General features: G+C 72.0%; 23 protein-coding genes, 1 pseudogene and 1 riboswitch. Of the genes and pseudogenes, 10 read left to right on the top strand and 14 right to left on the bottom strand.

The features are described 5' to 3' along the window. Positions 1–102 precede the first annotated feature (102 nt). Complete coding sequence (locus AB0G79_RS10840; RefSeq protein ID WP_360803537.1) at positions 103–831, top strand: TetR/AcrR family transcriptional regulator; 729 nt, start codon at positions 103–105, stop codon at positions 829–831. Between the two features lie 36 nt (positions 832–867). Here the strand turns inward: AB0G79_RS10840 and AB0G79_RS10845 are convergent, their stop codons facing one another. The 4 genes from AB0G79_RS10845 to AB0G79_RS10860 form a co-directional block, all read right to left on the bottom strand. Further along, positions 868–2,448: an MFS transporter gene (locus AB0G79_RS10845; protein ID WP_360803540.1), complete on the bottom strand. Its 1,581-nt coding sequence runs from the start codon at positions 2,446–2,448 to the stop codon at positions 868–870. 153 nt (positions 2,449–2,601) lie between these two features. Next, entirely contained in the window at positions 2,602–3,249 is a 648-nt protein-coding gene (locus AB0G79_RS10850; RefSeq protein ID WP_360803543.1) for a TetR/AcrR family transcriptional regulator, read from the bottom strand. 77 nt (positions 3,250–3,326) lie between these two features. Further along, positions 3,327–6,392 (bottom strand): NPCBM/NEW2 domain-containing protein, encoded by a 3,066-nt coding sequence (locus tag AB0G79_RS10855; RefSeq protein WP_360803546.1) that lies wholly within the window; start codon positions 6,390–6,392, stop codon positions 3,327–3,329. A 123-nt stretch (positions 6,393–6,515) separates the two neighbouring features. Next, positions 6,516–6,881: a hypothetical protein gene (locus tag AB0G79_RS10860; RefSeq protein WP_360803549.1), complete on the bottom strand. Its 366-nt coding sequence runs from the start codon at positions 6,879–6,881 to the stop codon at positions 6,516–6,518. A 74-nt stretch (positions 6,882–6,955) separates the two neighbouring features. On the opposite strand from AB0G79_RS10860, the gene sigJ reads away from it, so the two are divergent. Then, positions 6,956–7,912, top strand: a complete 957-nt coding sequence (sigJ, locus tag AB0G79_RS10865) for an RNA polymerase sigma factor SigJ (protein ID WP_360803551.1) — start codon at positions 6,956–6,958, stop codon at positions 7,910–7,912. Here sigJ and AB0G79_RS10870 read toward each other — a convergent pair. Both AB0G79_RS10870 and AB0G79_RS10875 read right to left on the bottom strand, forming a co-directional pair. Next, positions 7,902–8,474: a dihydrofolate reductase family protein gene (locus AB0G79_RS10870; RefSeq protein WP_360803554.1), complete on the bottom strand. Its 573-nt coding sequence runs from the start codon at positions 8,472–8,474 to the stop codon at positions 7,902–7,904. The two genes, sigJ and AB0G79_RS10870, sit on opposite strands and share 11 nt — an antisense overlap. 79 nt (positions 8,475–8,553) lie before the next feature. Further along, complete coding sequence (locus tag AB0G79_RS10875; protein WP_360803557.1) at positions 8,554–9,339, bottom strand: sulfite exporter TauE/SafE family protein; 786 nt, start codon at positions 9,337–9,339, stop codon at positions 8,554–8,556. A gap of 98 nt (positions 9,340–9,437) precedes the next feature. Here AB0G79_RS10875 and AB0G79_RS10880 point away from each other — a divergent pair, with 98 nt between their 5' ends. Further along, complete coding sequence (locus AB0G79_RS10880; protein WP_360803560.1) at positions 9,438–10,223, top strand: helix-turn-helix transcriptional regulator; 786 nt, start codon at positions 9,438–9,440, stop codon at positions 10,221–10,223. A 120-nt stretch (positions 10,224–10,343) separates the two neighbouring features. Next, positions 10,344–10,844 carry a thiol peroxidase gene (tpx, locus tag AB0G79_RS10885; protein ID WP_360803562.1) on the top strand — a complete coding sequence of 167 codons (501 nt, stop codon included), beginning with the start codon at positions 10,344–10,346 and terminating at the stop codon, positions 10,842–10,844. 76 nt (positions 10,845–10,920) lie between these two features. Here tpx and AB0G79_RS10890 read toward each other — a convergent pair whose 3' ends face one another. Then, positions 10,921–11,331, bottom strand: a complete 411-nt coding sequence (locus AB0G79_RS10890) for a Fur family transcriptional regulator (RefSeq protein WP_360803565.1) — start codon at positions 11,329–11,331, stop codon at positions 10,921–10,923. 137 nt (positions 11,332–11,468) lie between these two features. On the opposite strand from AB0G79_RS10890, the gene katG reads away from it, so the two are divergent. Next, the gene (gene katG / locus AB0G79_RS10895; protein ID WP_360803568.1) at positions 11,469–13,697 is read left to right on the top strand and encodes a catalase/peroxidase HPI; all 2,229 of its coding nucleotides are present in this window, start codon (positions 11,469–11,471) and stop codon (positions 13,695–13,697) included. Between the two features lie 75 nt (positions 13,698–13,772). Further along, complete coding sequence (locus AB0G79_RS10900) at positions 13,773–13,904, top strand: hypothetical protein (protein WP_360803571.1); 132 nt, start codon at positions 13,773–13,775, stop codon at positions 13,902–13,904. Between the two features lie 8 nt (positions 13,905–13,912). On the opposite strand, the gene AB0G79_RS10905 is transcribed toward AB0G79_RS10900, so the two are convergent. The 3 genes from AB0G79_RS10905 to AB0G79_RS10915 all read right to left on the bottom strand — a co-directional run bounded on the left by AB0G79_RS10905 (position 13,913) and on the right by AB0G79_RS10915 (position 17,051). After that, positions 13,913–14,788 carry an acetylxylan esterase gene (locus tag AB0G79_RS10905; protein ID WP_360803574.1) on the bottom strand — a complete coding sequence of 292 codons (876 nt, stop codon included), beginning with the start codon at positions 14,786–14,788 and terminating at the stop codon, positions 13,913–13,915. Positions 14,789–14,947: 159 nt separating this feature from the next. Then, positions 14,948–15,946 (bottom strand): type I glyceraldehyde-3-phosphate dehydrogenase, encoded by a 999-nt coding sequence (gap, locus tag AB0G79_RS10910; RefSeq protein WP_360803577.1) that lies wholly within the window; start codon positions 15,944–15,946, stop codon positions 14,948–14,950. Between the two features lie 148 nt (positions 15,947–16,094). Continuing rightward, positions 16,095–17,051, bottom strand: coding sequence for a helix-turn-helix domain-containing protein (locus AB0G79_RS10915; RefSeq protein ID WP_360803580.1), 957 nt, complete (start codon positions 17,049–17,051; stop codon positions 16,095–16,097). A gap of 132 nt (positions 17,052–17,183) precedes the next feature. On the opposite strand from AB0G79_RS10915, the gene AB0G79_RS10920 reads away from it, so the two are divergent. Beyond that, on the top strand, positions 17,184–18,491 hold the full coding sequence (locus AB0G79_RS10920; protein ID WP_360803583.1) for a serine hydrolase domain-containing protein: 1,308 nt from the start codon (positions 17,184–17,186) through the stop codon (positions 18,489–18,491). 40 nt (positions 18,492–18,531) lie between these two features. Here the strand turns inward: AB0G79_RS10920 and AB0G79_RS10925 are convergent, their stop codons facing one another. Further along, complete coding sequence (locus tag AB0G79_RS10925) at positions 18,532–19,065, bottom strand: GNAT family N-acetyltransferase (protein WP_360803586.1); 534 nt, start codon at positions 19,063–19,065, stop codon at positions 18,532–18,534. Between the two features lie 364 nt (positions 19,066–19,429). Here AB0G79_RS10925 and AB0G79_RS10930 point away from each other — a divergent pair. Continuing rightward, positions 19,430–19,561, top strand: a pseudogene (locus AB0G79_RS10930) (excalibur calcium-binding domain-containing protein); the annotation flags it as partial. A gap of 16 nt (positions 19,562–19,577) precedes the next feature. Here AB0G79_RS10930 and AB0G79_RS10935 read toward each other — a convergent pair. Both AB0G79_RS10935 and AB0G79_RS10940 read right to left on the bottom strand, forming a co-directional pair. Next, entirely contained in the window at positions 19,578–20,414 is an 837-nt protein-coding gene (locus tag AB0G79_RS10935; protein WP_360803589.1) for a class II fructose-bisphosphate aldolase, read from the bottom strand. Between the two features lie 66 nt (positions 20,415–20,480). Beyond that, a complete protein-coding gene (locus AB0G79_RS10940; RefSeq protein WP_360803592.1) occupies positions 20,481–21,404 on the bottom strand; it encodes a sugar isomerase in 924 nt (307 codons plus the stop codon). A gap of 148 nt (positions 21,405–21,552) precedes the next feature. Here AB0G79_RS10940 and AB0G79_RS10945 point away from each other — a divergent pair, with 148 nt between their 5' ends. Together AB0G79_RS10945 and AB0G79_RS10950 are read left to right on the top strand one after the other, a co-directional pair. Beyond that, entirely contained in the window at positions 21,553–22,341 is a 789-nt protein-coding gene (locus AB0G79_RS10945) for a DeoR/GlpR family DNA-binding transcription regulator (protein WP_360803595.1), read from the top strand. Positions 22,342–22,506: 165 nt separating this feature from the next. Next, entirely contained in the window at positions 22,507–24,531 is a 2,025-nt protein-coding gene (locus AB0G79_RS10950) for a phosphocholine-specific phospholipase C (protein WP_360803598.1), read from the top strand. A gap of 7 nt (positions 24,532–24,538) precedes the next feature. Here the strand turns inward: AB0G79_RS10950 and AB0G79_RS10955 are convergent, their stop codons facing one another. Next, entirely contained in the window at positions 24,539–25,174 is a 636-nt protein-coding gene (locus AB0G79_RS10955) for a hypothetical protein (RefSeq protein ID WP_360803601.1), read from the bottom strand. A 317-nt stretch (positions 25,175–25,491) separates the two neighbouring features. Next, a riboswitch (cyclic di-AMP (ydaO/yuaA leader) is annotated at positions 25,492–25,676 on the top strand. Position 25,677: the final 1 nt, after the last annotated feature.

A 25,677-nucleotide genomic window follows, 5' to 3' on the forward strand; every position in this document is an offset into this window, starting at 1 on the left:
CCCGAGATGTAACTCCCTGACCGCCCTTAACGTCCATGGCGTTGGCATAAGGTGCGCGGGCATACTGCGGTCAGCCCGGACGTCACCAGGAGGGGGCCGAGCATGCCCAAGAAGGTGGTCCCCGAGTCGGCGCGCCGACGGCGGCGGCCGACGAAGAACGGCGAGGTGCTCTCCGAGCGGATCATCGTCGAGACGGCGCTGCGGATGCTCGCGGAGCACGGGGCGGCGGGGCTGACGGCCCGGCGTCTGGGTCTCGCGCTCGGCGCGGACCCCAGCACCCTGTACCGGTACTTCGCCGGGATGGACGACCTGACGCTCGCCGTCGGCGCGGAGCTGATCGGGCGGGCCCTGCGCGGCTGGGAGGCCACCGGGGCGTGGCGTGACGATCTCCGGGCGCTCGGTCTCCGCATCCACCGCGCCTACCTCGCCCACCCGCAGGCGGCGGTCCTCACGGCGAGCCGCGTGACGGGCCGGGAGCAGGAGATCGCGGCGGACGAGGCGATCCTCGCCGTGCTGCGGACGGCCGGCTTCCCCGATCCGGAGGCCGTGCGGATCTACCACACGTTCATCGACCAGAGCCTCGCCTTCGCCGCCCTCGACGCCGCCTCGCTCGCGCTGCCCCGGGCCGCGCGCGAGGCCGACGAGCACATGTGGGAGACGGCGTACGCCCAGCTCTCGGACGCTTCGCATCCGCACATCGCGGCCACGTCCGACCTGCTCGCCGCGCGCATGAACCACAGCGCCTATCCGGCGGCGCTGGAGATGCTGCTCGACAGCGCGGCGGGGCGTCTCGCACGCGCGAGGGCGGCGGCACGGCCTCCGGAGCCGTGACCGCCGCCCTCGTTCGCCTACGGGAAGGGGTACGGGCTACGAGACCCGCCCCGCGCCTTCCCGCCGCCGGCCGGGCAGCGTCAGGAGGACGATCAGCGTGCCGACGGCCATGATGATCCCGCCGACGACGCTGGTCGAGGCCACGCCGTGGGCGAAGGACTCGTGCACGGCCCCGACGAGGGCCTGGGCCTGCCGGGGTCCGCCGTCCGGGTTCTGGGCGACCTTCTCGGCGACGGCGAGTCCGGCGCCGACCGAGTCCTGGGCGGTGTGGAGCGCGGCGGCCGGGAGGCGGTTCCCGACGAGGTCGGCGAGCTCGTCCCGGTAGGCCGTACCGAGCAGGGAGCCGAGGACGGCGATGCCGAGGGAGCCGCCGAGTTCGAGCGCGGTGTCGTTGGCCCCGCCGCCGACGCCGAGTTGGGCCTCGGGGAAGGAACTCATAATGGTGTCCGTGGCCGGGGAGACGCTGAGGCCGATCGCGACGCCGAGCATCATGAGGGGCGCGAGGAAGTCGGCGTACGTCGAGCCGGTGTCGATCCGCGTGAGAAGCAGGACTCCGGCGGTGCCGATGACCATGCCCGCGACGACCGTGACCTTCATGCCGAGCCTGGGGGTCAGCCGTCCGGTCACGGCGGCGCCGACGAAGACGGCGCCCGCGAGCGGCAGCAGCCGTACGCCGGTCTCCAGGGCTCCGTGGCCCAGGACGAACTGAAGGTACTGCGTCGAGTAGTAGATCGCGCCGAACGTGCCGAAGAAGAAGAACAGGACCGCGAGCATCGACCCGGCGAAGGGCCGCTGCGCGAACTTCCGCACGTCGAGCATGGGGTGCGGGTGGCGGAGCTCCCACCACACGAAGGCGAGGAGGCCGACGGCCGCGACGACGGCGGCGGTGACCGGACCGGCGCCCCAGCCGAAGTGCGGTCCCTCGATGGTCGCGTAGACGAGGGAGCCGACGGAGACGATGGACAGCAGGCCGCCGACGTAGTCGATCCGCCCCGTGCCCTGCGCCTTCGACGGCGGCACGAGGAAGAGCGCGCCGGCGACGCCGAGGAGCGCCACGGGCACGTTGATGAGGAAGGTGGAGCCCCAGGCGTGGTCCTCCAGGAGCCAGCCGGCGACCAGCGGGCCGACGGCGATGGCGAGGCCCGAGGTCGCGGTCCAGGCGGTGATGGCGCGGGCGCGCTCGTGCCGGGGGAAGATCGCGACGAGCAGGGAGAGGGTCGCCGGCATGACGACGGCGGCGCCGACGCCCATGACCGCGCGGGCCAGGATGACGAGCGAGGTCTCGTGGACGAGGCTGCCGAGGACGGAGCCGGCGGCGAAGACGACGAGGCCGGTGACGAGGGCGCCGCGGCGGCTGTACTTGTCGCCCACCGCGCCGAGGACGAGCATCAGGGCCGCGTACGGGACGGTGTAGCCGTCGATGACCCATTGCAGGTCGCTGCTGCTCAGGCCCAGGTCGCGGGTCATGTCGGGGGCCGCGACGATCAGCGAGGTGTTCGCCATGACGACGATCAGCAGGCTGAGGCAGAGGACGGCCAGGGCCCACCAGCGGCGGGCGTAGGGGCCGGTCGTCCTCTCGACGGGCGTGCGCGTGACGGAGAGCGTGGGGGGTGGCATGCGGGTGAGGCTCCTAGCCGGACGGATCCATTAATTGCCCATTGATGTGCAGGCTAGGTTATTGCACACAGGTGTGCAAATATCTCGCGGTGCGCGGAAACGACACTGCCCCGGAGCACGGGCTCCGGGGCAGTGACAGGGAAAGGGTGGCGCCTACGGGACGGCGGGCGGTTCGGCCAGGGTCCGGGGCGGGACCTCCGCGACCACCGCGCGCGCCCGTTCCACCGGCACACCGGCGGCGACGAGCACGGCGACGGCCACCGGCGCTCCCTCGTCGACGAGTTCGCCGCGGTTCACCGCTTCCAGGAGCGCGACCGTCAGGGCTTCGAGCCCGGCGCTCATCGCGGCCGGCGGCAGGTGCGCGGGGAACGCCCCGTCCGCCTGCCCCCGCTCCACGACGGCCGTGACCACGGCACGGGCGGGCGCCAGGATCTCGGCGACCCGCTCGGCGCCCAGGTCGCGCCGGGCGAGGGCGAGCAGCATCCGGTAGCGGTCGCCGACGGGCCACAGCGAGAGCACGAAGTGGGCGAGCGCGCGCTCGGCGCCCTCCTCCGCCGGGAGGCCGACGCTCACCGCGCTGCGCAGCGCCTCGGAGGCCTCGTCGGCGAGGGCTTCGAGGAGGGCCTCCCGGCCGGGGAAGTGCCCGAAGAGGGTCCGCCGTACGACTCCGGAGGCGCGGGCCAGCTCCTCCAGGGTCACGTCGGGGTCGCGTCCCAGCTCCCGCCGGGCCGTGGCCAGGATGCGCGCCCGGTTGGACCGCGCGTTGCTCCGCAGCGGCTGACGGGCGACGGGCTTGGTCACGGCGGACACCTCGATGGATGGACGGGAAGCGCTCCCAATTCTGACACGCGGGTCAGGACCGGGAGCGCCGCCGGACGTCAGCTCACGAGCGTGGCACCCGCCCAGTCCGCGTGGTCGCTGTTGATGCCGTCACCGGCGTCCGTGACCTTGAGGGTCAGCGTCGTGACACCGGAGACGTCCAGGTCGACCGGGACGGTCGCGCTGGCCGGGGTCAGGACGCTCGGGGACCCGTAGAGCTTGACCCCGTCGCCCCAGACCTCGAAACGCACGGTGGCGTTCGCCGACACCTCGTCGTCCACGCCCAGGTCCGCCTGGAAGCGGGCGTATCCGCGGTTCAGGGCGTAGGTGACCGTGCTGTTGGCGTGCGTGCCGATGCCCTTCGCGTACGTGGTGCCGTTCAGCCGCAGGGCGTTGCCGTCGACGCTCCGGTCCTCGCGGACCGTGCCCCAGTCGATCGTGGGGGTGCCCGTCCAGTTCAGGTCGCTGAGCGCCGTGCGGGTCTCGGACCGGGTGACGAGCCGTGCTCCGGCCCAGTCCGCGTGGTCGCTGTTGATCCCGTCACCGGCGTCCGTGACCTTGAGGGTGAGGGTGGTGACGCCCGTGACGTCGAGGTCGACGGCGGCCGTGGCGCTGGTCGGGGTCATCGCGCTCGGGGACTCGTACAGCTTCGTCCCGTCGCCCCAGACCTCGAACCGCACGGTCGCGTTCGAAGTGACCTCGTCGTCCACGCCGACGGCGGACTGGAAGCGGCTGTACCCGCCGCCCAGGGCGTAGGTGACCGTGCTGTTGGCGTGCGTGCCGATGCCCTTGGCGTACGTCGTGCCGTTCAGCCGGAGCGGGTTGCCCTCGACGCTCCGGTCCTTGGTGACGGTGCCGAAGTCGCTGCGGGCGCTGGTCCAGGTGAGCGCGCTCAGGTCGACCGTCCGGCCGTCGCCGCCGGTGGAGGCGGTGACCGCGTTGCTCGCGGCCGAGAGGTTCCCGGCCGCGTCGACCGCCTTCACGGTGAAGGTGTACGAGGTCCAGGGCGAGAGCCCGGTGACGGTGAAGCGGGTGGTGGTGCCCGTCGTGGTCCCCACGAGGGTGTTCCCGGCGTAGATCTTGTAGCCGGTCACGCCGGTGTCGTCGTCGGAGGCCGTCCAGGACAGGTCCGCACCGGTCGACGTCGGGTTGCTCGCGGCGAGGCCGGCCGGCGCGCTCGGGGCGATGGTGTCGGGTGCCGGGGCGCCCGCCGTCGCGGTCACCGACGCGCCCGCGACGACCGGGACCGTGACGTACGAGACGGTCTTGCCGTACAGCGACTTGGTGCGGGCCGCGTAGGGCGTGCCGTTGACGGTGACGGTGTCGTGGGTGCCGTAGAACTGCGCCTCCCAGTTCACCGTTCCCCCGGCGTTGTTGGTGAGCTTCGACGCGGTCGTGCCGGTGTGCTGGAGCTTCAGGTCGTTGTCGCCGACCTTCAGGTGGTCGATCTCGACCCAGGGGGTGTCGGGCGTCAGGCGCGAGACGGTGGCAACGTTGTCGTGGGGCGCGTCCGGCTGCACGCCCATCATGCCGTCGATGGTGCTGCTCACGGCGAGGAAGGAGATCTCGGGGTACTGGTTGCGGTCGGCCATGAGCTTCTTGAGCCAGGCCCAGCCCTCCGAGGAACGGTTGTACTGGTAGTACATCTCGGGGAGGTAGGAGGTCGCCTCGACGTTGAGGTCGTCGTCGTTGGCGGCGATGAAGTCGAGGTAGCGCTCGGTCCGGGGGCCGTGGTCGCCGAGTCCGGTGAGCAGCATCAGGAAGCTGGCTTCGTGGCCCCAGCTGCTGTAGCCGGTGCCGGCGGCGTCCTTGCCGCGGACGTAGCGGTTGTTCGCCGCGTCCCACCAGTTCGCCTCGAAGTGGTCGCGGACCCGCTGGGCGCGCCGCGTCCAGGTCGTGCTGCCGGTGTCGTCGCCCCTGGCCTTGAGGACGGCGGCGTAGGCGAGCATCGACTGGTACTGGTAGCCGAGGGAGTCGGCGGCGGAGACCAGGTTCTCGTTGGGGAACTCGAAGAAGGTGGCCGTGTACTCGCCGGGCTGCTTGCGGGAGACGGGCTGCTCCGCCGCCGGGTCGGCGTCGTTCCACCTGACCTCGTGGCCGGCGAGGAAGGACCCCATGGTCGAGTCGTAGAACTTGCTGAGGTCGGGGTCGTTGAGCCAGGCCGGGTCGCCGGTCCACTGGTACTGCTTGTACGCCTTCGTCATGAGGTTGAAGGGCGAGGGGAGTTCACGGAAGCCGGTGCCGTCGATGTAGTACATCGCACCGTACGAGCTGTGCGCCCACAGCGGCCAGCCGTTCTGGCCGGGGTCGTCGGCGTCGGCGGCGAAGGTCTTCATCATGTGGAAGGTCTGGGCGTCCAGTCCGACGGCGTGTGCACCGTCGGACTGGTGGGAGATGTCGCGGTTGTAGTACGACTCGCGGTTGGTGTACGCGCCCCAGTAGCCGGGCTCCACGGTCGGGTGGGAGGCGTTCTTGAGCCGCCACCACTCCGGTTCGTGGCCCATCATCGGGTTGCCCGGGTAGAAGGTCATGGCGAGCGCCCGGTTCTTGCCCCAGGTGAAGCCGGAGTTGAGGGCCGCGTTGGGCGATCTGATGGCGAGGGCGCTGGTCGGCGCGCCCACGTGTTCCTGGATGGTGAGGCGGTCGACGCGCGGGGCCTCGCCGGTCGAGGTGGCGGTGAGCTCGATGACGGCGCCGGGTGCGAGCGCGACCTTGCTCGACGTGCGGGTGTCGATGTTGACGGGGTCGGTGTAGTCGCGTCCGTAGCGGCGCGACGTGCCCCAGGAGTCGACGGCGGTGCCGTTGACGGTGAGCCTGTAGGTCACGCCGTTCTCGGTCATGCCGTTGTAGCGGGTGATGACGTCGTAGGTTCCGGCCACGCCGGAGAAGGTGGTGCGGGCGGTGCTCGTGCCGCCCGACGTGCCCCGGGCGTAGGTGACGTTGTCGACCGTCGACCCGTTCCAGGTGTGGTTGACGGTCTCCGGCGCGAAGCCGGTCGTGGTCATGGACTCGGCCTCGACGACGTACGGGCCCGCCACCGCCCCCGCGGCGGTGGCGGCCGATGCCGGTGGGGCGGCGGCGGGGAGGGTCAGTGCGGTGCCGACCACTGCGAGGGCAGCGGTCATCGCACAGGCAGAACGGCGCATGGGAAGGGAGCCTTCCGTTGGTGGGGGTACCTGTTGAACTGTGTTGCATATTGAGGCTTTCGCCAGACACCCCTGTCAATACATCTGACACCGACTTCCTGTTCAGACGTGACGGACAGACTGAAAGTTTTCACGGAAAAGCGTCAAGAGGCTCAGTCCGAAGATGACCGCGCCGAGCGGCACGTGCACCCCCGGAACATGCAGGACACCCGTCACCACCTGCGCCGACACGAGGACGAGGAACCCGAGGGCGTACCGGACGTGGCGCGGCGAGGCCCCGCCCGTCCGCCAGGCGAGGACGGCGGCAGTCAGGTACAGCAGGGTGGCGCCGTACATCACTTTCGATCCCGCGTCATGGACCTCGTACGCGAGGCGCGAGGAGAGCAGGAGACCGGCGGTGCAGGCCTGGAGGAGCACGGCCCCGGTCTGGAGGAAGAGGGTCGCGCGCAGGAACGAGGTACGGGCCATGGTGTCGTCTCCGTTCGGTCGCCGGACGTCGTCCCGTCCGGCCCTGCCCCTCCGACGACGCAGCCCCCGGAAGTGTGAGACGGTGCGTCAAACTTCTGTACGGGGGGATCGAACTGAGCACGCCGACCGCTGTCACGGACGAACGCCGACAGCTGATCAACATCGCCTACCGGCTGCTCGGTTCCCTCGCGGAGGCCGAGGACGCCGTCCAGGAGTCGTACGCCCGCTGGTACGCGCTGTCCGCGCCCGAGCGGGCGGCCGTCCGCTCCCCCGGCGCGTGGCTGACGACCGTCGCGAGCCGGATCTGCCTCGACGTGCTCGGCTCGGCGCGGGCGCGCCGGGAGCGGTACGTGGGCGAGTGGGTACCCGAACCGCTGCCGGACCGCACGGAGTGGATGAACGGCCGCCGCCCGGGAGACGACGCCGGCGAACCGTCCGACCCCGCCGACCGGGTCACCCTCGACGAGTCGGTCGACATGGCCTTCCTCGTCGTCCTGGAGACCATGACCCCGGGCGAGCGGGTCGCGTTCATCCTCCACGACGTCTTCCGCTACCCCTTCGCGGAGATCGCGGCCGTCCTCGACCGCACCCCCGCGGCCGCCCGCCAACTCGCCTCCTCCGCGCGCCGCCGCGTGCGCGCCGCCCGGCTCCCCACGGCCCCCGACGTCCGGCGGGCCAGGGTCGTCCGGGACTTCAAACAGGCCTGGGAGGCGAAGGACATCGACGCCCTGATCGCCCTCCTCGACCCCGACGCGACGATGGTCGCCGACGGCGGCGGGCTGGTCGGCGCGGCCCTCCGCCCCATCGAGGGCAACGCCCGCATCGCCCGCTTCATCCTCGACATGGCCACCAGGGCCCCCGGCCTGAGCCTGCTGCTCCGCACGGTCAACGGCGCCCCCGGCCTGGTGGCCCAGCACACCGGCACCACCGTCACGGTCGCCGCCTTCGCCCTCACCGACGACCGCATCACCCACATCTGGGCGGTCCGGAACCCGGAGAAGCTGGGGCCCTGGCGGGTCGTCAGCGGATGACGTCGAACACGTTCTTCTGGATGCCGTTCGGGTAGGCCTCGAACTCGACGAGCTTCAGCTTCTGGGCGTCCTTGTCGGTCGTGCTGAAGAGGCGCTTGCCCGCGCCCAGGAGCAGGGGGAAGACGAGCAGGTGGTAGCGGTCGATCAGGCCGGCGTCGGAGAGGGCGTGGTTCAGGGTGGCGCTGCCGTGGACGATGATCGGGCCGCCCTCGGTCTCCTTGAGCGCGGCGACCTCGTCGAGATCGCGGAGGATCGTCGTGTCGCCCCAGTCGGAGACGAGCTTGTCGTCGGTGAGGGTGGTGGAGACGACGTACTTCGGCATCACCTTGTACTCGGCGAACTCCTCCATCGCGGGCCACACCGGGCTGAACGCCTCGTAGCTGGTGCGGCCGAGGAGGAGGGCTGCGGCCTCCTTCTGCTCGCGGCCCTTGATCTCGTAGGCCTCGGGGAGGAACTCGACGTCCTTGAAGGTCCATCCGCTGTTCCGGTAACCGGGCTCGCCGCCCGGGCCCTCCATGACGCCGTCGAGGGATACGAAGGCGGTGCTGATCAGAGTGCGCATCTCAGGTTCCTCGCTGTGTCGGGTGCTGTTTCCCATTCTGGCCAGTTGGACCGGGGCCCGCACGAAAACTCATCGGTCTTCAGCGGATTGCCATCGCGAGCGCCACGACGGTCAGCAGGAACAGGTACGCCCACGCATGGGCGCGGTCCGGGATCCGGGGCGGGTGGCGGCGGAGCACGGCGATGACGGGAAGGGCCCCGAGGAGCAGGGCCGCGGCGGCCGACGGGTCGACCAGGCCCACCAGGTCGAGGGGCGCGGCCGGCGGCGGGGCGGCCGCCAGGGAGAGCAGGGCGGCGGGGAGCGCCACGGCGAGGGTGAGGGGGTTGGCCAGGGCCGTCGCCACCCCCATGGGGTGGCCCGCCCGCCGCATCGCCGGGACCGTCATGACGCTGCCGCCCACGCCGAGGAAGGCGGCGACGGCGCCTACGGGGGCGCCCGCGGCGGCGGGCAGACCGCGCGGGGCGTCCGTGGACGCGCGGTCCCGGGGCCGCAGGAAACCCGGGCGGAGCAGGAGGTCGACGGCCGTCGCGGCGACGTAGAGGACGAACGCCCAGCGCACCGGCTCCGGCGGTGCGTAACGGGACGCGAGAGCCCCGGCGCACGCTCCGGCGGCGAGCAGGACCAGCAGGAGCCCGCTGCCGCGCAGAGCGCGGAGCACCCGCCTCGGCGTGACGGCGGTCGCGAAGGCCGCGTTCACCACCATGACCAGAGCCGAGGTGGCCGTGGCCACCCGTACCGCGTCCGTGCCGAGTTCCGCGTCCGCCCACACCACCACCGGCACGGCGACGAAGCCGCCGCCGAAACCGAACAGCACCGTCGTCACACCCGTGACCAGCCCGATCAGCAGAAGTATCGCCATGTCCATGAGGCAAGATCACCAGAGGGGGCCGGGGACCCGCATGCGATGGTCGGCATAGTTCCATCGTGTCTCGGCCACCGCGCCCGGCCCGTACGGTGGCGGCCGTGAGGAACATCCCGCTCGACACCGTCGACCACCTCGACCGCGCCGTCCTGCCCCTCGGCACCGACTACCCCGCCGGCCGCGTCCTCGACTGGCACGAGCACCGGCGCGCCCAGTTCCTGTACGGGGCCACCGGCGTCATGGTCGTCGAGACCGCCGACGGCAGCTGGACCGTCCCGCCCGAACGGGCCGTCCTCATCCCCGCCGTCACCCCGCACCGCGTGCGGATGCTGGGCGTCAGCACGTGCAGCCTGTACGTGGAGCCGGGCGCGGTCCCCTGGTGGCCGGCGCGCTGCACCGTCGTGGACGTACCGCCGCTCCTGAGGGAACTGCTCCTGGCGGCCGTCGACTTCGGCCCCGACTACAGCCCGTCGGGCCGCGAGGGCACGCTCGTCGAGCTGCTCCTGTACGAGATCGCCGCGCGCGCCCCGCTCCCCTTCCACGTCGCCCTGCCGGTCTCCGCCGACCTCGCCGAGGTCTGCCGCGCCTATCTGGAGGCGCCGGACGCCGGGGTCACGAACGCCGAGTGGGCCGCCCGGACCGCGCGGAGCGAGCGGGCCCTCACCCGCCGCTTCCGGGAGGAGACCGGCGAGAGCCCGGCCGTCTGGCGCTCGCGCGCCCGCCTCCTCGCGGCCGTCCCCCTGCTCCGTACCGCCTCGGTCACGGAGGCCGCCGGACGCCTCGGATACGCCTCCCCCGCCGCGTTCACCGCCGCCTTCACCCGGGCCTTCGGCCTCCCGCCCTCCCGCTTCAGGGGTACGGCCCCGGCCGCGCGTCCCACTCCGTGAGAAGAAGGCCCCGGCGGGCACGCAGCGGATACGGGCGACGGCGGCCCGTGTCGTTCCCGCAGGTCCGTACGCCGTAGGATTCCCGACGTCGCACCAGACATCGTCCGAAGGAGATCTCCCATGGCCCAGGTCACGCTGAAGGGCAACCCGGTACAGGTCAACGGCGATCTGCCGTCCGCCGGCAGCTCCGCTCCCGACTTCACGCTCGTCGGCGAGGGGCTCGCGGACAAGTCGCTGAAGGACTTCGCCGGTCAGCGCAAGGTCCTCAACATCTTCCCGAGCGTCGACACCCCGACGTGCGCCTCCTCCGTGCGCGCCTTCAACGCCAAGGCCGCCGAGCTCGACAACACCGTCGTGCTCTGCATCTCCGCCGACCTGCCCTTCGCGCAGGCCCGCTTCTGCGGCGCCGAGGGCCTGGAGAACGTCAAGAACCTGTCGACGCTCCGCGGCCGCGAGTTCCACACCAACTACGGTGTCGACCTCGCCGACGGCCCGCTGGCCGGCCTGACCGCGCGCGCCGTGGTCGTCCTCGACGAGAACGACCAGGTCCTGCACACCCAGCTCGTGGGCGAGATCGCCGACGAGCCCGACTACGAGGCCGCGCTCGCCGCCCTGAAGTAGTCGCCACCGCGCACGGACCACGGGAAGAGCCCTTCTGCCGCTCGGGCAGAGGGGCTCTTCCCGTACGCGCGCGGGCTCAGGCGCAGGAGGGGCACAGGCCCCGGTACGTGACGTCCGCCTTCGACACCGTGAAGCCGAACCGCTCCCCCTCGGGAAGCACGTCCAGCGGGTCGCCCGTCGGGTGCACGTCCCGGATGACGCCGCAGCCCGAGCAGACCAGGTGCTGGTGCGGTCTGCGCGCGTTGGGGTCGTAGCGCTTGGCCCGGCCGTCCGTCGAGAGTTCGACGACCTCGCCGAGGGTCACCAGTTCGCCGAGGGTGTTGTAGACCGTCGCCCGCGCGATCTCCGGCAGCCGCTCGACGGCGCGTGCGTGCACCTCGTCCGCCGTGAGGTGCACGTGGTCACCGGCCAGGACCTCCGCGACGACGCGCCGCTGGGAGGTCATCCGCCATCCGCGGGCACGCAGGCGCTCCAGCAGGTCACTCATGAATCACCTCTCCTGCAGTCTTTCGCATCGACCGACTTGGCGCGGTTCTTGACTTGGACAACGTCCATCGTAGGATCGGTTTAGTTGGTAGCCAAGGGACAGTAAAGCCTCCAGCGCAGCGGGAGAAAAGGATTCCCATGTCTGAGAACCATGATGCAATCGTCACCGACGCCAAGGCGGAGGGCGGCGCGGGCGGCTGCCCGGTGGCGCACGAGCGTGCCGCGCACCCGACCCAGGGCGGCGGCAACAGCCAGTGGTGGCCGAACCGCCTCAACCTGAAGATCCTCGCCAAGAACCCGGCCGTCGCCAATCCGCTCGGCGAGGAGTTCGACTACGCCAAGGCGTTCGAGTCCCTCGACCTGGCAGCGGTGAAGCGGGACATCGCCGAGGTCCTCACGACCTCGCAGGACTGGTGGCCGGCCGACTTCGGCCACTACGGCCCCTTCATGATCCGTATGGCCTGGCACAGCGCCGGCACGTACCGCATCAGCGACGGCCGCGGCGGCGCCGGGGCCGGTCAGCAGCGCTTCGCGCCGCTGAACAGCTGGCCGGACAACGGCAACCTGGACAAGGCCCGGCGTCTGCTCTGGCCGGTGAAGAAGAAGTACGGCCAGAACATCTCCTGGGCCGACCTCCTGATCCTCACGGGCAACGTGGCGCTGGAGTCGATGGGCTTCGAGACCTTCGGCTTCGCCGGCGGCCGCGCCGACGTGTGGGAGCCGGATGAGGACGTCTACTGGGGCCCCGAGACCACCTGGCTCGGCGACGAGCGGTACACGGGCGACCGTGAGCTGGAGAACCCGCTCGGCGCGGTCCAGATGGGTCTCATCTACGTCAACCCCGAGGGCCCGAACGGCACTCCGGACCCGCTGGCCGCGGCCCGCGACATCCGCGAGACGTTCCGCCGGATGGCGATGAACGACGAGGAGACCGTCGCCCTCATCGCCGGTGGCCACACCTTCGGCAAGACCCACGGCGCCGGCCCGGCGGACCACGTGGGCGCCGACCCCGAGGCCTCGGACATCGCGGCCCAGGGCCTCGGCTGGAAGAGCACCTACCGCTCCGGCAAGGGCGCCGACGCCATCACCAGCGGTCTGGAGGTCACCTGGACCACCACGCCGACCCAGTGGGGCAACGGCTTCTTCAAGAACCTCTTCGAGTACGAGTACGAGCTGACGAAGAGCCCGGCGGGCGCCCACCAGTGGGTCGCGAAGAACGCCGAGGCGATCATCCCGGACGCGTACGACCCGGAGAAGAAGCACCTCCCGACCATGCTCACCACCGACCTGTCGCTCCGCTTCGACCCGGTGTACGAGCAGATCTCGCGGCGCTTCTACGAGAACCCCGCCGAGTTCGCCGACGCGTTCGCCCGCGCCTGGTACAAGCTCACCCACCGCGACATGGGCCCGGTCGTCCGCTACCTCGGCCCCGAGGTGCCCTCCGAGGAGCTCCTCTGGCAGGACCCGCTGCCGGCCCGGTCGGGCGAGCTCGTCGACGCGGCGGACATCGCCTCCCTCAAGGAGAAGATCCTCGCCTCGGAGCTGACGGTCACCCAGCTGGTCTCCGCCGCCTGGGCCGCCGCCTCCTCCTTCCGCGGCAGCGACAAGCGCGGCGGCGCCAACGGCGGCCGCATCCGCCTGGAGCCGCAGCGCAACTGGGAGGTCAACAACCCTGACGAGCTGGCGCAGGTGCTGCGGGTCCTGGAGGGCGTGCAGTCGTCCTTCAACTCGGCGCAGAGCGGCGGCAAGCAGGTCTCCCTCGCCGACCTCGTGGTCCTCGCGGGCGTCGCGGCCGTGGAGAAGGCGGCCAAGGACGCCGGCCACACCGTCGAGGTGCCGTTCACGGCCGGCCGCGTCGACGCCTCCCAGGAGCAGACGGACGTCGAGTCCTTCGCCGCCCTGGAGCCGGCGGCGGACGGCTTCCGCAACTACCTGGGCAAGGGCCAGCGCCTTCCCGCCGAGTACCTGCTGCTCGACCGGGCGAACCTGCTGACCCTGAGCGCCCCGGAGCTGACGGTCCTCGTCGGCGGCCTGCGCGCCCTGGGCGTGACCCAGCCGCAGACCTCGCTGGGTGTCCTCACGGAGACCCCGGGCAAGCTGACGAACGACTTCTTCGTCAACCTGCTCGACCTGGGTACGGAGTGGACGTCGACGTCCGACGACCAGACCACGTTCGAGGCCCGCGACGCGGCCACCGGCGCGGTCAAGTGGACCGGCAGCCGCGCCGACCTCGTCTTCGGCTCGAACAGCGAGCTGCGTGCGGTCGCCGAGGTCTACGCGAGCGACGACGCGAAGGAGAAGTTCGTGACGGACTTCGTCGCCGCGTGGGCCAAGGTCATGGACCTGGACCGGTTCGACCTGTCCTGACGCCCTGTCCCGTGCCCCGGTCGGTCGACGCCTCGCGTCGGCCGACCGGGGCGCGACCAGGGCACGGGGCAGCTCGTGTGCACGCCGGCGCGGGCGCAGTCCGTCCTCGACCCGGGGGTGCGGGCCGACGACGTCCGGGTCACCGTACGGCCGGAGTCCGGCACGGCCCTGGGGCCGTACCGGTGCGCGGAGTTCCTCGGCGGGTGACCGCGCGCTTACGCGGGACCGGGGACGGCCAGGGCCTGCGTGTTGCGCATCCAGTCCGACCACAGGCCGGTGTCCGCGCAGTACCCGCAGTTCGCCCCGAAGAACAGGCCCCGGGCGCGCTCGTCGCCCATGAGCCAGAAGCGGAGCCACGCGGTGGTCGGGGCGCGGAACTCGCCGCCGTCGCCGATGGAGCTCAGGTGGCCGGCGCCGCGGACCTCGCCGTACACGGCGGGGACGTGGCCCGAGTCCCGGTAGAGGGCCTTCACCAGGGCCGGCCAGACCGTCAGGTCGCGCTGCCCGGCGAGGTGGAAGACGGGCTCGTCCATGAGGTCGGGGTCGGCGAGCGGGCCGGGCTGGATGGGGACGGCCGTGTCGACGCGCGGGTCGACGGCCGCGTTGATCGCGGCCGCGCCGCCCTGCGAGTGTCCGGCGGAGCCGATGTGGTCGAGGTCGACCTTGCCGTGGAAGGGGCTGTCCGGGTCCGCGTTCCACTGCTCCAGGACGTCGATGCCCGCGCGCATGCTGATGGCGAAGTTCGAGGTCGGGGTGTTGGCGGCGGCGACGACGAAGCCCTGGCTCGCCCAGTGGCGGAGCAGTGAGCTGTAGACGCCCGGTACGGCCCCGGTGCCGTTGCCCCAGATGACGACGGGGTGCCGCTCGCCCGACTGGCCCATGTTCTTCGGGTAGTAGAACGTGTGCACGACGCCGATGTCGACGTTCACCTCATAGGGGCCGGTCCTGCCGAAGTCGACGGCGGCCGGGGCGGGACTCGTCGTCGTGTCCTCCGCGGCACCCGCGGTGCCCGGCGTGGCGAGGGCCGAGAGCGTGACGGCGAGCAGGACCGTGCCGAGCGCGCGGCGCGTTCTCGCGTACTTCCCTGACATGGGAACTCCTCCATGGATACGGCGCGTTGCTCGTCCACGCAATCGCGACTGGTGCCCATGGTCGGGGTCCCCGGGGCGGCTGTCTCCCGGCAGGAGCCCAGAACCGCGAAGGGAGGACTGGGCAGATGCCCAGTCCTCCCTTTCGGTACCGCCGTGGCGTCAGTTGCCGGCGAGCAGCGTCAGCGAGTCGATGACGCGGTTCGAGAAGCCCCACTCGTTGTCGTACCAGGCGACGACCTTGACGTGGCGGCCCTCGACGCGGGTCAGCGCCGAGTCGAAGATCGAGGAGTGCGGGTTGCCGACGATGTCGGAGGAGACGAGGGCGTCGTCCGAGTACTCCAGGACACCGGCGAGGCGACCGGCGGCGGCCGTCTTGTAGGCGTCGAGGACGTCGTCGAGGGTCACGTCGCGGGAGACGGTCGTGTTGAGCTCGACGATGGAGCCGACCGGCACGGGGACGCGGATCGAGTCGCCGGACAGCTTGCCGTCGAGCTGCGGGAGGACGAGGCCGATCGCCTTGGCGGCGCCGGTCGTGGTCGGCGTGATGTTCCACGCGGCGGCGCGGGCACGGCGGGCGTCGCGGTGCGGGCCGTCCAGGAGGTTCTGCTCCTGCGTGTAGGCGTGCACGGTCGTCATGAAGCCGTGCTCGATGCCGGCCAGCTCGTCGAGGACCGAGGCGAGCGGCGCGAGCGCGTTGGTGGTGCAGGAGGCGTTCGAGACGATCGTGTGGAGCTCGGCGTCGTACGCGTCGGTGTTCACGCCGTACGCGAGGGTGACGTCCGCACCGTCGGCCGGGGCGCTGACGAGGACCTTCTTGGCGCCGGCGTCGATGTGCGCGCGGGCGGCCTTCGCGGAGGTGAAGCGGCCGGTCGACTCCAGGACGATGTCGACGCCCAGCTCGGCCCAGGGAAGCTGCGCGGGCTCGCGCTCGGCGAGGACCTTGATGCGGCGGCCGTCGACGACGAGGACGTCGCCCTCGACGGAGACCGGGCGGCCGAGGCGGCCGGAGGTCGTGTCGTAGGCGAGCAGGCGGGCGAGGGCCGCGGGCTCGGTGAGGTCGTTGACGGCCACGACCTCGAGGTCGCTCTCGCGCTCGAGGAGAGCACGCAGCACGTTGCGTCCGATGCGGCCGAATCCGTTGATGGCGATGCGAGTCATGATGGGCGGTGTCCCTTCCGTTCCGTTGCGATCCAGACTCGCGCATGACATCGGAACGAAACAGCGGCGTGATCGCCACGGTCCGCAAGGATCGCGCCAAGGACCACCGGAGAGCCATCGGCGCAGGTGGGGGCGGTGCCGGACCCCGCTACTCGCCCTTCGTGAACGTCTTGCGGTACTCGCTCGGCGTCGTGCCCAGGATGTGCTGGAAGTGGAGGCGGAGGTTGGCGCCCGTGCCGAGGCCGACGTCGGCGGCGATCTGCTCGACGCCGCGGTCCGAGCGCTCCAGGAGCTCGCGGGCCAGGTCGATGCGCGCGCGCATGACCCACTGCATGGGGGTGTAGCCGGTGTCCTCGACGAAGCGGCGCGAGAAGGTGCGGGCGGAGACCGCCGCGTGACGGGCCAGTATGTCCAGGGTCAGGGGCTCGTCGAGCCGGCGCAGCGCCCATTCGCGGGTCGCGGCGAAGCGCTCGCCGTGGACCTCGGGCACGCTGCGCGGGACGTACTGGGCCTGACCGCCGCTGCGGTAGGGGGCGGCGACGAGGCGGCGGGCCGCGTGGTTCGACGCGGCCACGCCGAGGTCGCGGCGCAGGATGTGCAGGCACAGGTCGATGCCGGAGGCGGCGCCCGCGGAGGTGAGGACGCTGCCCTCGTCGACGAAGAGGACGTTCTCGTCGACGTCGATCAGCGGCCACTTGGCCGCGAGCGCCCGCGCGTAGTGCCAGTGGGTCGTGGCGCGCTTGCCGTCGAGGAGGCCCGTCGCGGCGAGCGCGAACGCGCCCGTCGAGATCGCGGCGAGCCGCGCTCCGCGCGCGTGCGCGGCGACGAGCGCGTCGACGACGGCCCGCGGCGGGTCCTCGCGGTCGGGAAAGCGGTAGCCGGGGACGAAGACGATGTCGGCCCATTCGAGCGCTTCGAGTCCGTGGGCCACCAGGTACGAGAGGCCGTCGCCGCCGGTGACGGTGCCGGGCGACGGGCCGCAGACCCGTACCTCGTACGGCATGCTCGCGCGGGTCGTGAAGACCTGCGCGGGGATGCCGACGTCGAGCGGTTTCGCCCCTTCGAGGACGAGGACGGCGACGCGCTGGGGATGGGAACGGGGCACGTCGTCGAGGGTACGCGGCGTGTGGAGGGAACCGATCACCGCCGTTGCCCCTCATGATCCGTAGGCGCGGGTGCGACCCGCAGGTTCCCCGCGCCGATCCGACCGACCACCGGAAGAAGCCGAGGAACCCCTGTGTCCCTGCCGTCCCACCGTCTCCGCCCGACCGCCCGCGCCGTGAACGCCGTCAGCGCCACGCTGGTCGCCGCGCTCGCCCTCGGCGTCGCGCCCGCCACGAGCGCGTTCGCCGCCGAGGCCCGTACCGGCGCCACGCCCGCCACCGGTGCGGAGACCGCCGTCCCGGCCCCCGACATGGACGGCGTGACCGCCGCCCTCGACGCCGCCATGGCCAACGGCGCCCCCGGCGCCATGGCCCGCTTCGTCGGCCCCGACGGCGTCCGCAGCAGCACCGTCGGCGTGCGCGACCGCGTCTCGGGCGCGGAGATGAACGTCCAGGCCCGCTTCCGCATCGGCAGCGTCAGCAAGACGTTCTCCACGGTCGTCCTCCTCCAGCTGGTCCAGGAGGGCAGGCTGACGCTCGACACCTCCGTCAACACCTACCTGCCGGGCCTGCTCCCCGACGACCGCATCACCGTCCGCCATCTCCTCACCCACCGCAGCGGCCTGGCCGACTACACGAACGCGATGTTCGAGAAGACCGTCCCGGGCTTCGAGGCGGTACGGAACCGGGTCTTCGGTTACGAGGAACTGGTCGCCCTCTCGCTCGCCGAGCCGCGCACCACCGAGCCCGGCGTCTCCTACAAGTACTCGAACGCCAACTTCGTGGTGGTCGGCATGCTCATCGAGAAGCTGACGGGGCGGCCGGTGGCCGACGCCTACGAGCGCCGCATCTTCAAGCCGCTCAAGCTGCGCTCGACCTCGTACGTCCACCCGGACACCCGGATCAAGGGGCTGCACGTCCGCGGCTACCTGCACCCGGACGAGGAGGGCGGCGCGCTGGTGAACTCCACCGAGCAGACGGTCTCCTGGGCGCAGTCGGCCGGTGCGGTCATCTCCAGCCCCGGCGACCTCAACACCTTCACGAGCGCGCTGATGCGCGGCCGGCTGCTGTCCCCGGCGATGCTGGAGGCGATGACGACGGTGACGCCGACGGACGGCACCAACACCCGGTTCTACGGGCTCGGCCTGCGCCGCTACGACCTGTCGTGCGGCACGCAGGTCTTCGGGCACACCGGAACGGTGCAGGGCTACTACACGTACGCCTTCTCGACGCGTGACGGCAGGCGTTCGCTGTCGGCGGTCGCGAACACGTCGAACCACGGCGCGGCGAACACGGCGCTCGGCGGGACGCTCGAAGCCGCGTTCTGCGGCAAGAAGCCGGCGGCGGCCGCCGCGCGTTCCGCGACGGCGGAGGCCGCGCCCGAGTCGGCCGCCTCGGCGGTCTCCTTCCCGGCCGAGCGGGACCTGCCCGAGCGCAACTGACGCCCCGGCCCCGCCGGGTACCGGGCCGCGGCTCCGCCCGTCAGGCCTGGTACTCGGTGAGGTCGATCGCGTGAACCCGCAGCGGGACGCCGTGGACCGGGTGGTCCATCTCCCGCTCGGGGCTCAGGCCGAGCTTGCCGAGGACGTTCTCCGCCGCCGCGTTGCCGATGTGGGCGACGGCCACGACCCGCCCGAGTCCCCGGTCCTGGAGCGCGAACTCCAGGACGGCGTGGGCGGCCTCGGAGGCGTACCCCTGGCCCCAGAACGGCCGGCCGACGCGCCAGTCGAGCGCGACCTCCGCCGCGAGCCCGGGCAGGTCCTGCGGGACGGTGAGTCCGGAGATGCCGATCAGTTCGCCCGAGGCGAGCAGTTCGACGGCGAAGACGCCGAAGCCCTCGTCGTCCCACTCCTCCTCGTACCGCTCGATGTCCTCGGCGGTCTCGTCCAGGTCCCGGACCGAGCCGTCGCCGATCCAGCGCATGACCTCGCGGTCGGCGTTGATCTCGGCCAGGGGGACGAGGTCGTCGTCGGTCACGGGGCGGAGGAGGAGGCGGGGCGTGCGGATCTCGGTCATGACCCCATCCTGACGCATTCGGCGGGGGCCGGACGCCACCCCTTGAGCGCGCCCGGAGGCCGTCCGACGCTCTGAACAGGACGAACGGCTCCGGCCGCGACCGTTCCAGGGAGCCGTCCGCCGCTGGTGGCAGCATCCCGCACTCGTCGTCGCCGCCCTCGTCGTCTTCCCGCCCGGCGGCATCGCGCTGTTCCTGCTGCCGTTCCTCGTCCCCGACCCGCCGAAGGACCCGGCGGACGACGCGAAGGCCGCGCCGGTGCCCACCGCGACGCCGACGCCGACGCCGACCCGGACGACCGCTCCGACGCGTGCGCCGGAGCCCACCCGCACGGCCGCTCCGCCGCCGACGGAGGACTCGTCCACCAGCGGCGGCGGCAGCATGTACTACGCGAACTGCACAGCTGCACGCGCGGCGGGCGCCGACCCGATCCACGCGGGCGAACCGGGTTACGGCCGCCACCTGGACCGCGGCGGGGACGGCGTGGCCGGCGAGTAGGGCCACCCGCACCCGGTCAGGCCGGGGACAGGACCGCGAGGAGGTGCGTCACCTCCCGGGCGACGGCCGCGCGGGCCGGGGTGAGGTAGTGACGGGGGTCGACCGCGTCCGGGTGTTCCGTGAGATGGGTGCGGATCGCCCGGGTGAAGGCCTTGTTGAGGTGGGTCGAGACGTTGACCTTCGTCATGCCGGCCCGGACGGCCGCCGCGAGGCCGGCGTCCGGGACGCCGGAGGAGCCGTGCAGCACCAGGGGGGTGTCGACGGCGGCCCGGAGCCGGGCGATGAGGTCCAGGTCGAGGACGGCGTCGCGGGTCACCATCTGGTGGGAGCTGCCGACGGCGACGGCGAGGGCGTCGACTCCGGTGGCGGCGACGAAGGCACGGGCCTCCTCGGGGTCCGTGCGGACGCCCGGGGTGTGGGCGCCGCCCTTGCCGCCGATCTCACCGAGCTCTGCCTCCACCCAGACACCGTGCCGGTGGCAGAGCTCGACGACCTCGCGGGTGGCGGCGACGTTCTCCTCGTACGGCAGCTTCGACGCGTCGAACATGACCGAGCCGAGGCCGAGCGTGACGGCCTCGCGGACGAGGTCGGTGTTCTCGACGTGGTCGAGGTGGACCGCGACGGGGATCTTCGCGGCGCGGGCCACGGCGAGGGAGGCGAGCGCGACCGGTTCGAGGCCGCCGTGGTACTTGACGGTGTTCTCGCTGATCTGGAGGACGACCGGGCGGTCGGCGTGCTCCGCGCCGGCCACGATGGCCTGCGCGTGTTCCAGCTGGAGGACGTTGAAGGCACCCACGCCCGTGCCGGCGGCGCGGGCGCGGCGGACGATCTCGTCGGTGGGGGTCAGCGGCACGGTCGTCCTCCGGTGGCGGAAGTGGCGGGGAGCGTCGGGGTTTCACCGGGCGTGGGCGCGAAAGGCTCAGGCATGGCGGTCGGGCAGGATCACGGAGCGGGTCAGGTTGCGCGGGGTGTCCGGGTTGAGGCCCTGCGCCTCGGCGACGGCGACCGCGAGCCGCTGGGCGCGGACGAGGTCGGCGAGCGGGTCGAGCTCGCTCTCGACGACGGTGCCGCCGACCTTGCGCACCTCGTCGGCGAGGCCGTCGGGGAGGGCGCCGAAGCCCCAGGCGACGCGACCGGGTCCGGTGATGCTGATGGGGCCGTGGCGGTACTCCATCGCCGGGTACGCCTCCGTCCACGCGCCGGCCGCCTCACGCATCTTCAGGCCGGCTTCCAGGGCGAGGCCGTAGGTCCAGTGGGTGCCGAGGAAGGTGAACTGCTCGGCGGTGAGGACGGCCCGGTCGAGCGGTTCGGCGCAGGCGCGCTCGGCGTCGTCGGCGGCCTCGGCCAGCGGCCGTACCCCGGCCGGCAGGGCGTCCTCGGCCTCCAGGTGCGCGCGGAAGAGGGCGACGGCGGTGGTGGCGAAGCGCGTCTGGACGACCGACTCCTCGTCGGCGAAGTCGAGGACCGCGACCTCGTCGGCGAGGTCCATCACCGGGGTCGTGGGGTCGGCCGTGAGCGCGCCGGTGGGGACGGAGCCTCGCAGGCGGGCGAGGACGGCGAGGACCTCGCTGGTGGTGCCCGACCGGGTGATGGCCACGACCCGGTCGTAGCGGCGGCCGTGGGGGAACTCGGAGGCGGCGAAGGCGTCGGTCTCGCCGTGCCCGCCGGCCTCGCGCAGTTCGGCGTAGGCGAGGGCCATGAACCAGGAGGTGCCGCAGCCGATCACGGCGACCCGCTCGCCGCGGCGCGGGAGGGCGGCGACGTGCTGGGGAAGGGTGCGGGCGGCCTGGCGCCAGGTGGCCGGCTGGGAGGCGATCTCCACGGCGGTACGGGAGGAGGTCATACGGGCTCCTTGCAAGAAGAGTGCGCAAAGATTGTGCGAAGTTGCGTGAAGCTGGCTTCATTCAAGCAGATGTACGCATCTCGATTCCAGAGATTCGCCCTGTCGGCGGCTAGAATCGGACGCGCGCACGAACGGGAGGGATGGACCCATGTCCAAGCACGAGCGGTGGAACGCGCTCCTGGAGTTGCTCGCGGTCTCGGGAAAGGTCGAGGTCGAGGAGGCGGCGACCACGCTCGAGGTGTCCGCCGCCACGATCCGCCGGGACCTCGACGAGCTCGCCGAGCAGCGCCTGCTCGTACGGACGCGGGGCGGAGCGGTCGCGCACGGCGTGTCGTACGAGCTGCCGCTGCGGTACAAGTCGGCGCGGTACGCCTCCGAGAAGCTGCGGATCGCGGCGGCCGCGGCCGATCTGGTGACCCCCGGAGAGGTCGTCGGCCTCAACGGCGGCACGACGACGACGGAGGTGGCCCGCTCCCTCGCCCTCCGCTTCAGCAGCGGACGCCAGGAGACCACCGGCCCCGCCCTCACGGTCGTCACCAACGCGCTCAACATCGCCGGCGAACTGGCCGTCCGCCCCCAGATCAAGCTCGTCACGACGGGCGGGGTGGCGCGGCCGCAGACCTACGAGCTGGTCGGCCCGCTGACCGTCGGCGTCCTGAGCGAGGTCGTCCTCGACGTGGTCGTCCTCGGCGTGGACGGGGTCGACGCCGAGCTCGGCATCATGGCCCACCACGAGGACGAGGCGAGCATCAGCCGTCTCTTCGCGGAGCGTGCGAGCCGGGTCGTGGTCGTCACCGACTCGTCGAAGCTGGGACGGCGCGCCTTCGCCCGCATCTGCGGCCTGGACCGTGTCGACCTCGTCGTGACGGACACGGACATCTCGGCGGAGGCGGTGGAGCAGCTGAACGAGGCGGGGGTCAAGGTCCTCACCGTCTGAGGCACCCTGTATTGGTGCGCCGACGCACCAATGAACAAGCCCGAGTTGGCCGGTTACTGATCGTTCACTCAGCCATAACCGCACACCTCTATACCTTTGAGCGCGCCTCCCCCATCATGACTCCCGGCGTGCCGCCCGGGCATGCCGGGACGGGAGAGGCGGGGCATGCTTCCCATCAGTCGCAGGGGATTCGTCGGGATCGGCGCGGGGCTCGTCGCCGGGGCGGCGCTGCCGGCGGGGCGGGCCTCGGCCGCCGCACGCGCCGCCACGGGGACGCTCACGGACGTGCGGCACGTCGTGATCCTCATGCAGGAGAACCGGAGCTTCGACCACTACTTCGGGACGCTGCGCGGCGTGCGGGGCTTCGGGGACCGGGCCGCGGGCAACCTGCCCGGAGGCTGGGGCATGTTCCAGCAGCCCAACTGGGGCGGACGCCAGTACCCCTGGAAGCTGAGCGACACCCCGCCCGCCGGCGGCGTCGACGGGGAGACGCTCGCCCAGTGCAACGGCGACCTGCCGCACAGCTGGACCTCGCAGCACGCCGCCTGGAACAAGGGCCGGATGGACAACTGGGTGACGGGGGTCGGCAACACCCGCTCCCTCGGCCACCTCGACCGCGAGGACATCCCCTTCCACCACGCCCTCGCCGACCACTACACCATCTGCGACGCCTACTTCTGCTCGACGCTCAGCGCCACGGGCCCCAACCGGACCTTCCTGTGGAGCGGCAGGATCGACGCCTCCAGCAAGGACGGCGGCGACGAGTCGGGCCTCACCTGGGAGACGTACGCCGAGGCGCTCCAGCGGGCCGGGGTGAGCTGGAAGGTCTACCAGAACGCACAGGACAACTACGGCGACAACGGCCTCGCCTACTTCAAGAAGTTCACCGACGCGCGCCCCGGCGACCCACTGTACGACCGGGGCATGGGCTCGGTCCCCAAGGTCACCGGCTCCACGCCCGACGACATCGCCGCCGCCATCCGCGCCGACGTGCTCGCGGGCACGCTCCCCCAGGTGTCCTGGGTGGTCGCCAACGAGGCCTTCTCCGAGCACCCGTACGCGCCTCCCGGCGACGGCGCCCACTTCGTCGACCTCGTCTACCGCGCCCTCGCCGCGAACCCCGAGGTCTTCGACTCCTCGGTCCTCTTCCTCAACTACGACGAGAACGACGGCTTCTTCGACCACGTGCCGCCGCCGGTCGCCCCGCCCGGAACACCGGGCGAGTACCTCGACGGCGTACCGATCGGCCTCGGCTTCCGCGTCCCCATGCTCGTCCTGTCGCCGTGGACGCGGGGCGGCTGGGTCAGCTCCGAGGTCTTCGACCACACGTCCGTCCTGCGCTTCCTGGAGACGTGGACGGCGGCCCTCGGCACCCCTGCCACCTGCCCCCACATCAGCGCGTGGCGGCGGAAGGTGACCGGGGACCTGACGGGAGTCTTCGACTTCGCGCACCCGGTGTACGGGGTTCCCGCCGGCCTGCCGTCGACGGCGAAGGTCATCGGACAGGCCACCTGCGGCCCGCTCCCGAACCCCGTCCCGCAGAACAACGCCCTGCCCGCGCAGGAGCCCGGCACCCGTCCGGCGCGCGCGATCCCCTACCAGGTCAACGGCAACCTCGACCGGTTCGAGTTCGGCGCCGCCGGCAAGATCCTGGCCTGGTTCTCGATGACGAACCAGGGTGCGGAGGCCAAGCGGCCGGCGCACTTCTCGATCCACCCGCACCAGTACCGGGACACGGCCGCGTGGCAGTACACGGTCGACGCCGGCGGCACGGCCTCCGACTACTTCAACATCGGACTCGGGTCCGGCTCCGGGAAGTACGACATCTCGATGATGGGCCCCAACCGCTTCCTGCGCCGCTTCATCGGCGACGCGTCGAAGGCGGGCAAGGCCGTCGAGGTCGCGGCCCGGTTCGCGCCCGAGGCCGGGACCGGCAGGACGGCCCTGTGGTTCAGGATGACCAACGCCTCGGCCGGGCCCGTCACCTTCACGATCCGCTCCAACGCCTACCGCTCGGACGGGCCGTGGACGTACACGGTGGCCGCGAACTCCTCCCGCGAGGACTTCTTCAACGCGGTCGCGTACAACGACGGCTGGTACGACTTCACGGTCTTCGCCGACATCGACGGCACCTGGTCACGCCGGTACACCGGGCACATCGAGACGGGCGCGCCGAGCGTCACCGGCTGAACCCCCTTCAACGGCCCGCTTCGGCGGCGCGCCGGACGGTGGCGTCGAGGAGGGCCACCGCGTCCTCGGCCGTGCGGCCGGGGGCGCGGTTCCACGGTCCGATGAGGTCGTTCCAGCCGCGCGACCTGAGCTCCGTCATCACCCAGGCCGCCGCCTCGTTCATCGTGTCGGCGCTGCCGTGACCGAGGCGGTGCGCGGCGAGGAGGGCCCCGCAGACGCAACGGGCTCCGCGCCGGTCGCGCAGCTTGTACGGGGCGTTCTGCCACCCCCATTCGGTGAGCACGAGCCGGGCGTAGCCGAGGTGGACCGAGGGGAGGAGGTCGCCGCGGCCGACGCGTCGCCAGGCGTGCAGCCGGTCCGGCAGGACGGCGCCGAGGCGGCCGGGGAGGCGGCGGTCGGCGGGGAGGGCGGGCGGCAGGGAGTCGAGGGCCTGGGCCACGAGCCGGTCGACCGGGACGGAGAGCAGGCTCCGCCAGTCCTTCCCGGGAGCGACCGCCCCGACGACCGCCCCGGCCTCCGGCGCGACGTCCGGTCCGACGTCCGTCCAGTCGGCCGCGATCCGCCGCCAGGCGGCGGACTCGTACAGCGCGGCGGCCTCGCGGTCGACGAGGTCGGGGCTCGGCGGGGCGGTCACGGGCGGCATTCGGCACTCCTCGGTCGGGTAGCACCATCTTTGATGAGGAATGCCCGGTTTGCGACTTTTACCCGTGCGTTCGGGGGCGACTCGGGGCGGCTCGCGCATATTCGGCATATTCGGACATTGAACGCCGCGTGACGTGATTCACGTTTCGGAATGCGCGAGGGTGATCGACTTCTCGGCAGGCCATGGGACACACGGCAGTTCCGCACCGCCGGCGGCCGGTCGATCTTGAATTCCGTGAATTCCACGTCCCCTTTCGCACTCCACCGACCATCCCCCTCTTGTTGTCCCGCGCATTCCTGGCCTACGGTCACCCCCATTCGAGCGGATCGCCTAATCCTGCCACCGCTCGAAATACCTCCCTTTCACCCGACGGCAGGAGCGGGGGACCCACGAATACGCCGGACCGGATTCCCGGGACGGCTCGGGGTGCAGCCGCGTGCGCGCGGCCGGACACCTCCCGTCCGAACCCGACAGCTCACCTCGCAGGCGCCGGAGAGGAACCC

Origin of the sequence: Streptomyces sp. NPDC020807 (assembly GCF_040641575.1) — a bacterium.
Lineage (GTDB): Bacteria > Actinomycetota > Actinomycetes > Streptomycetales > Streptomycetaceae > Streptomyces.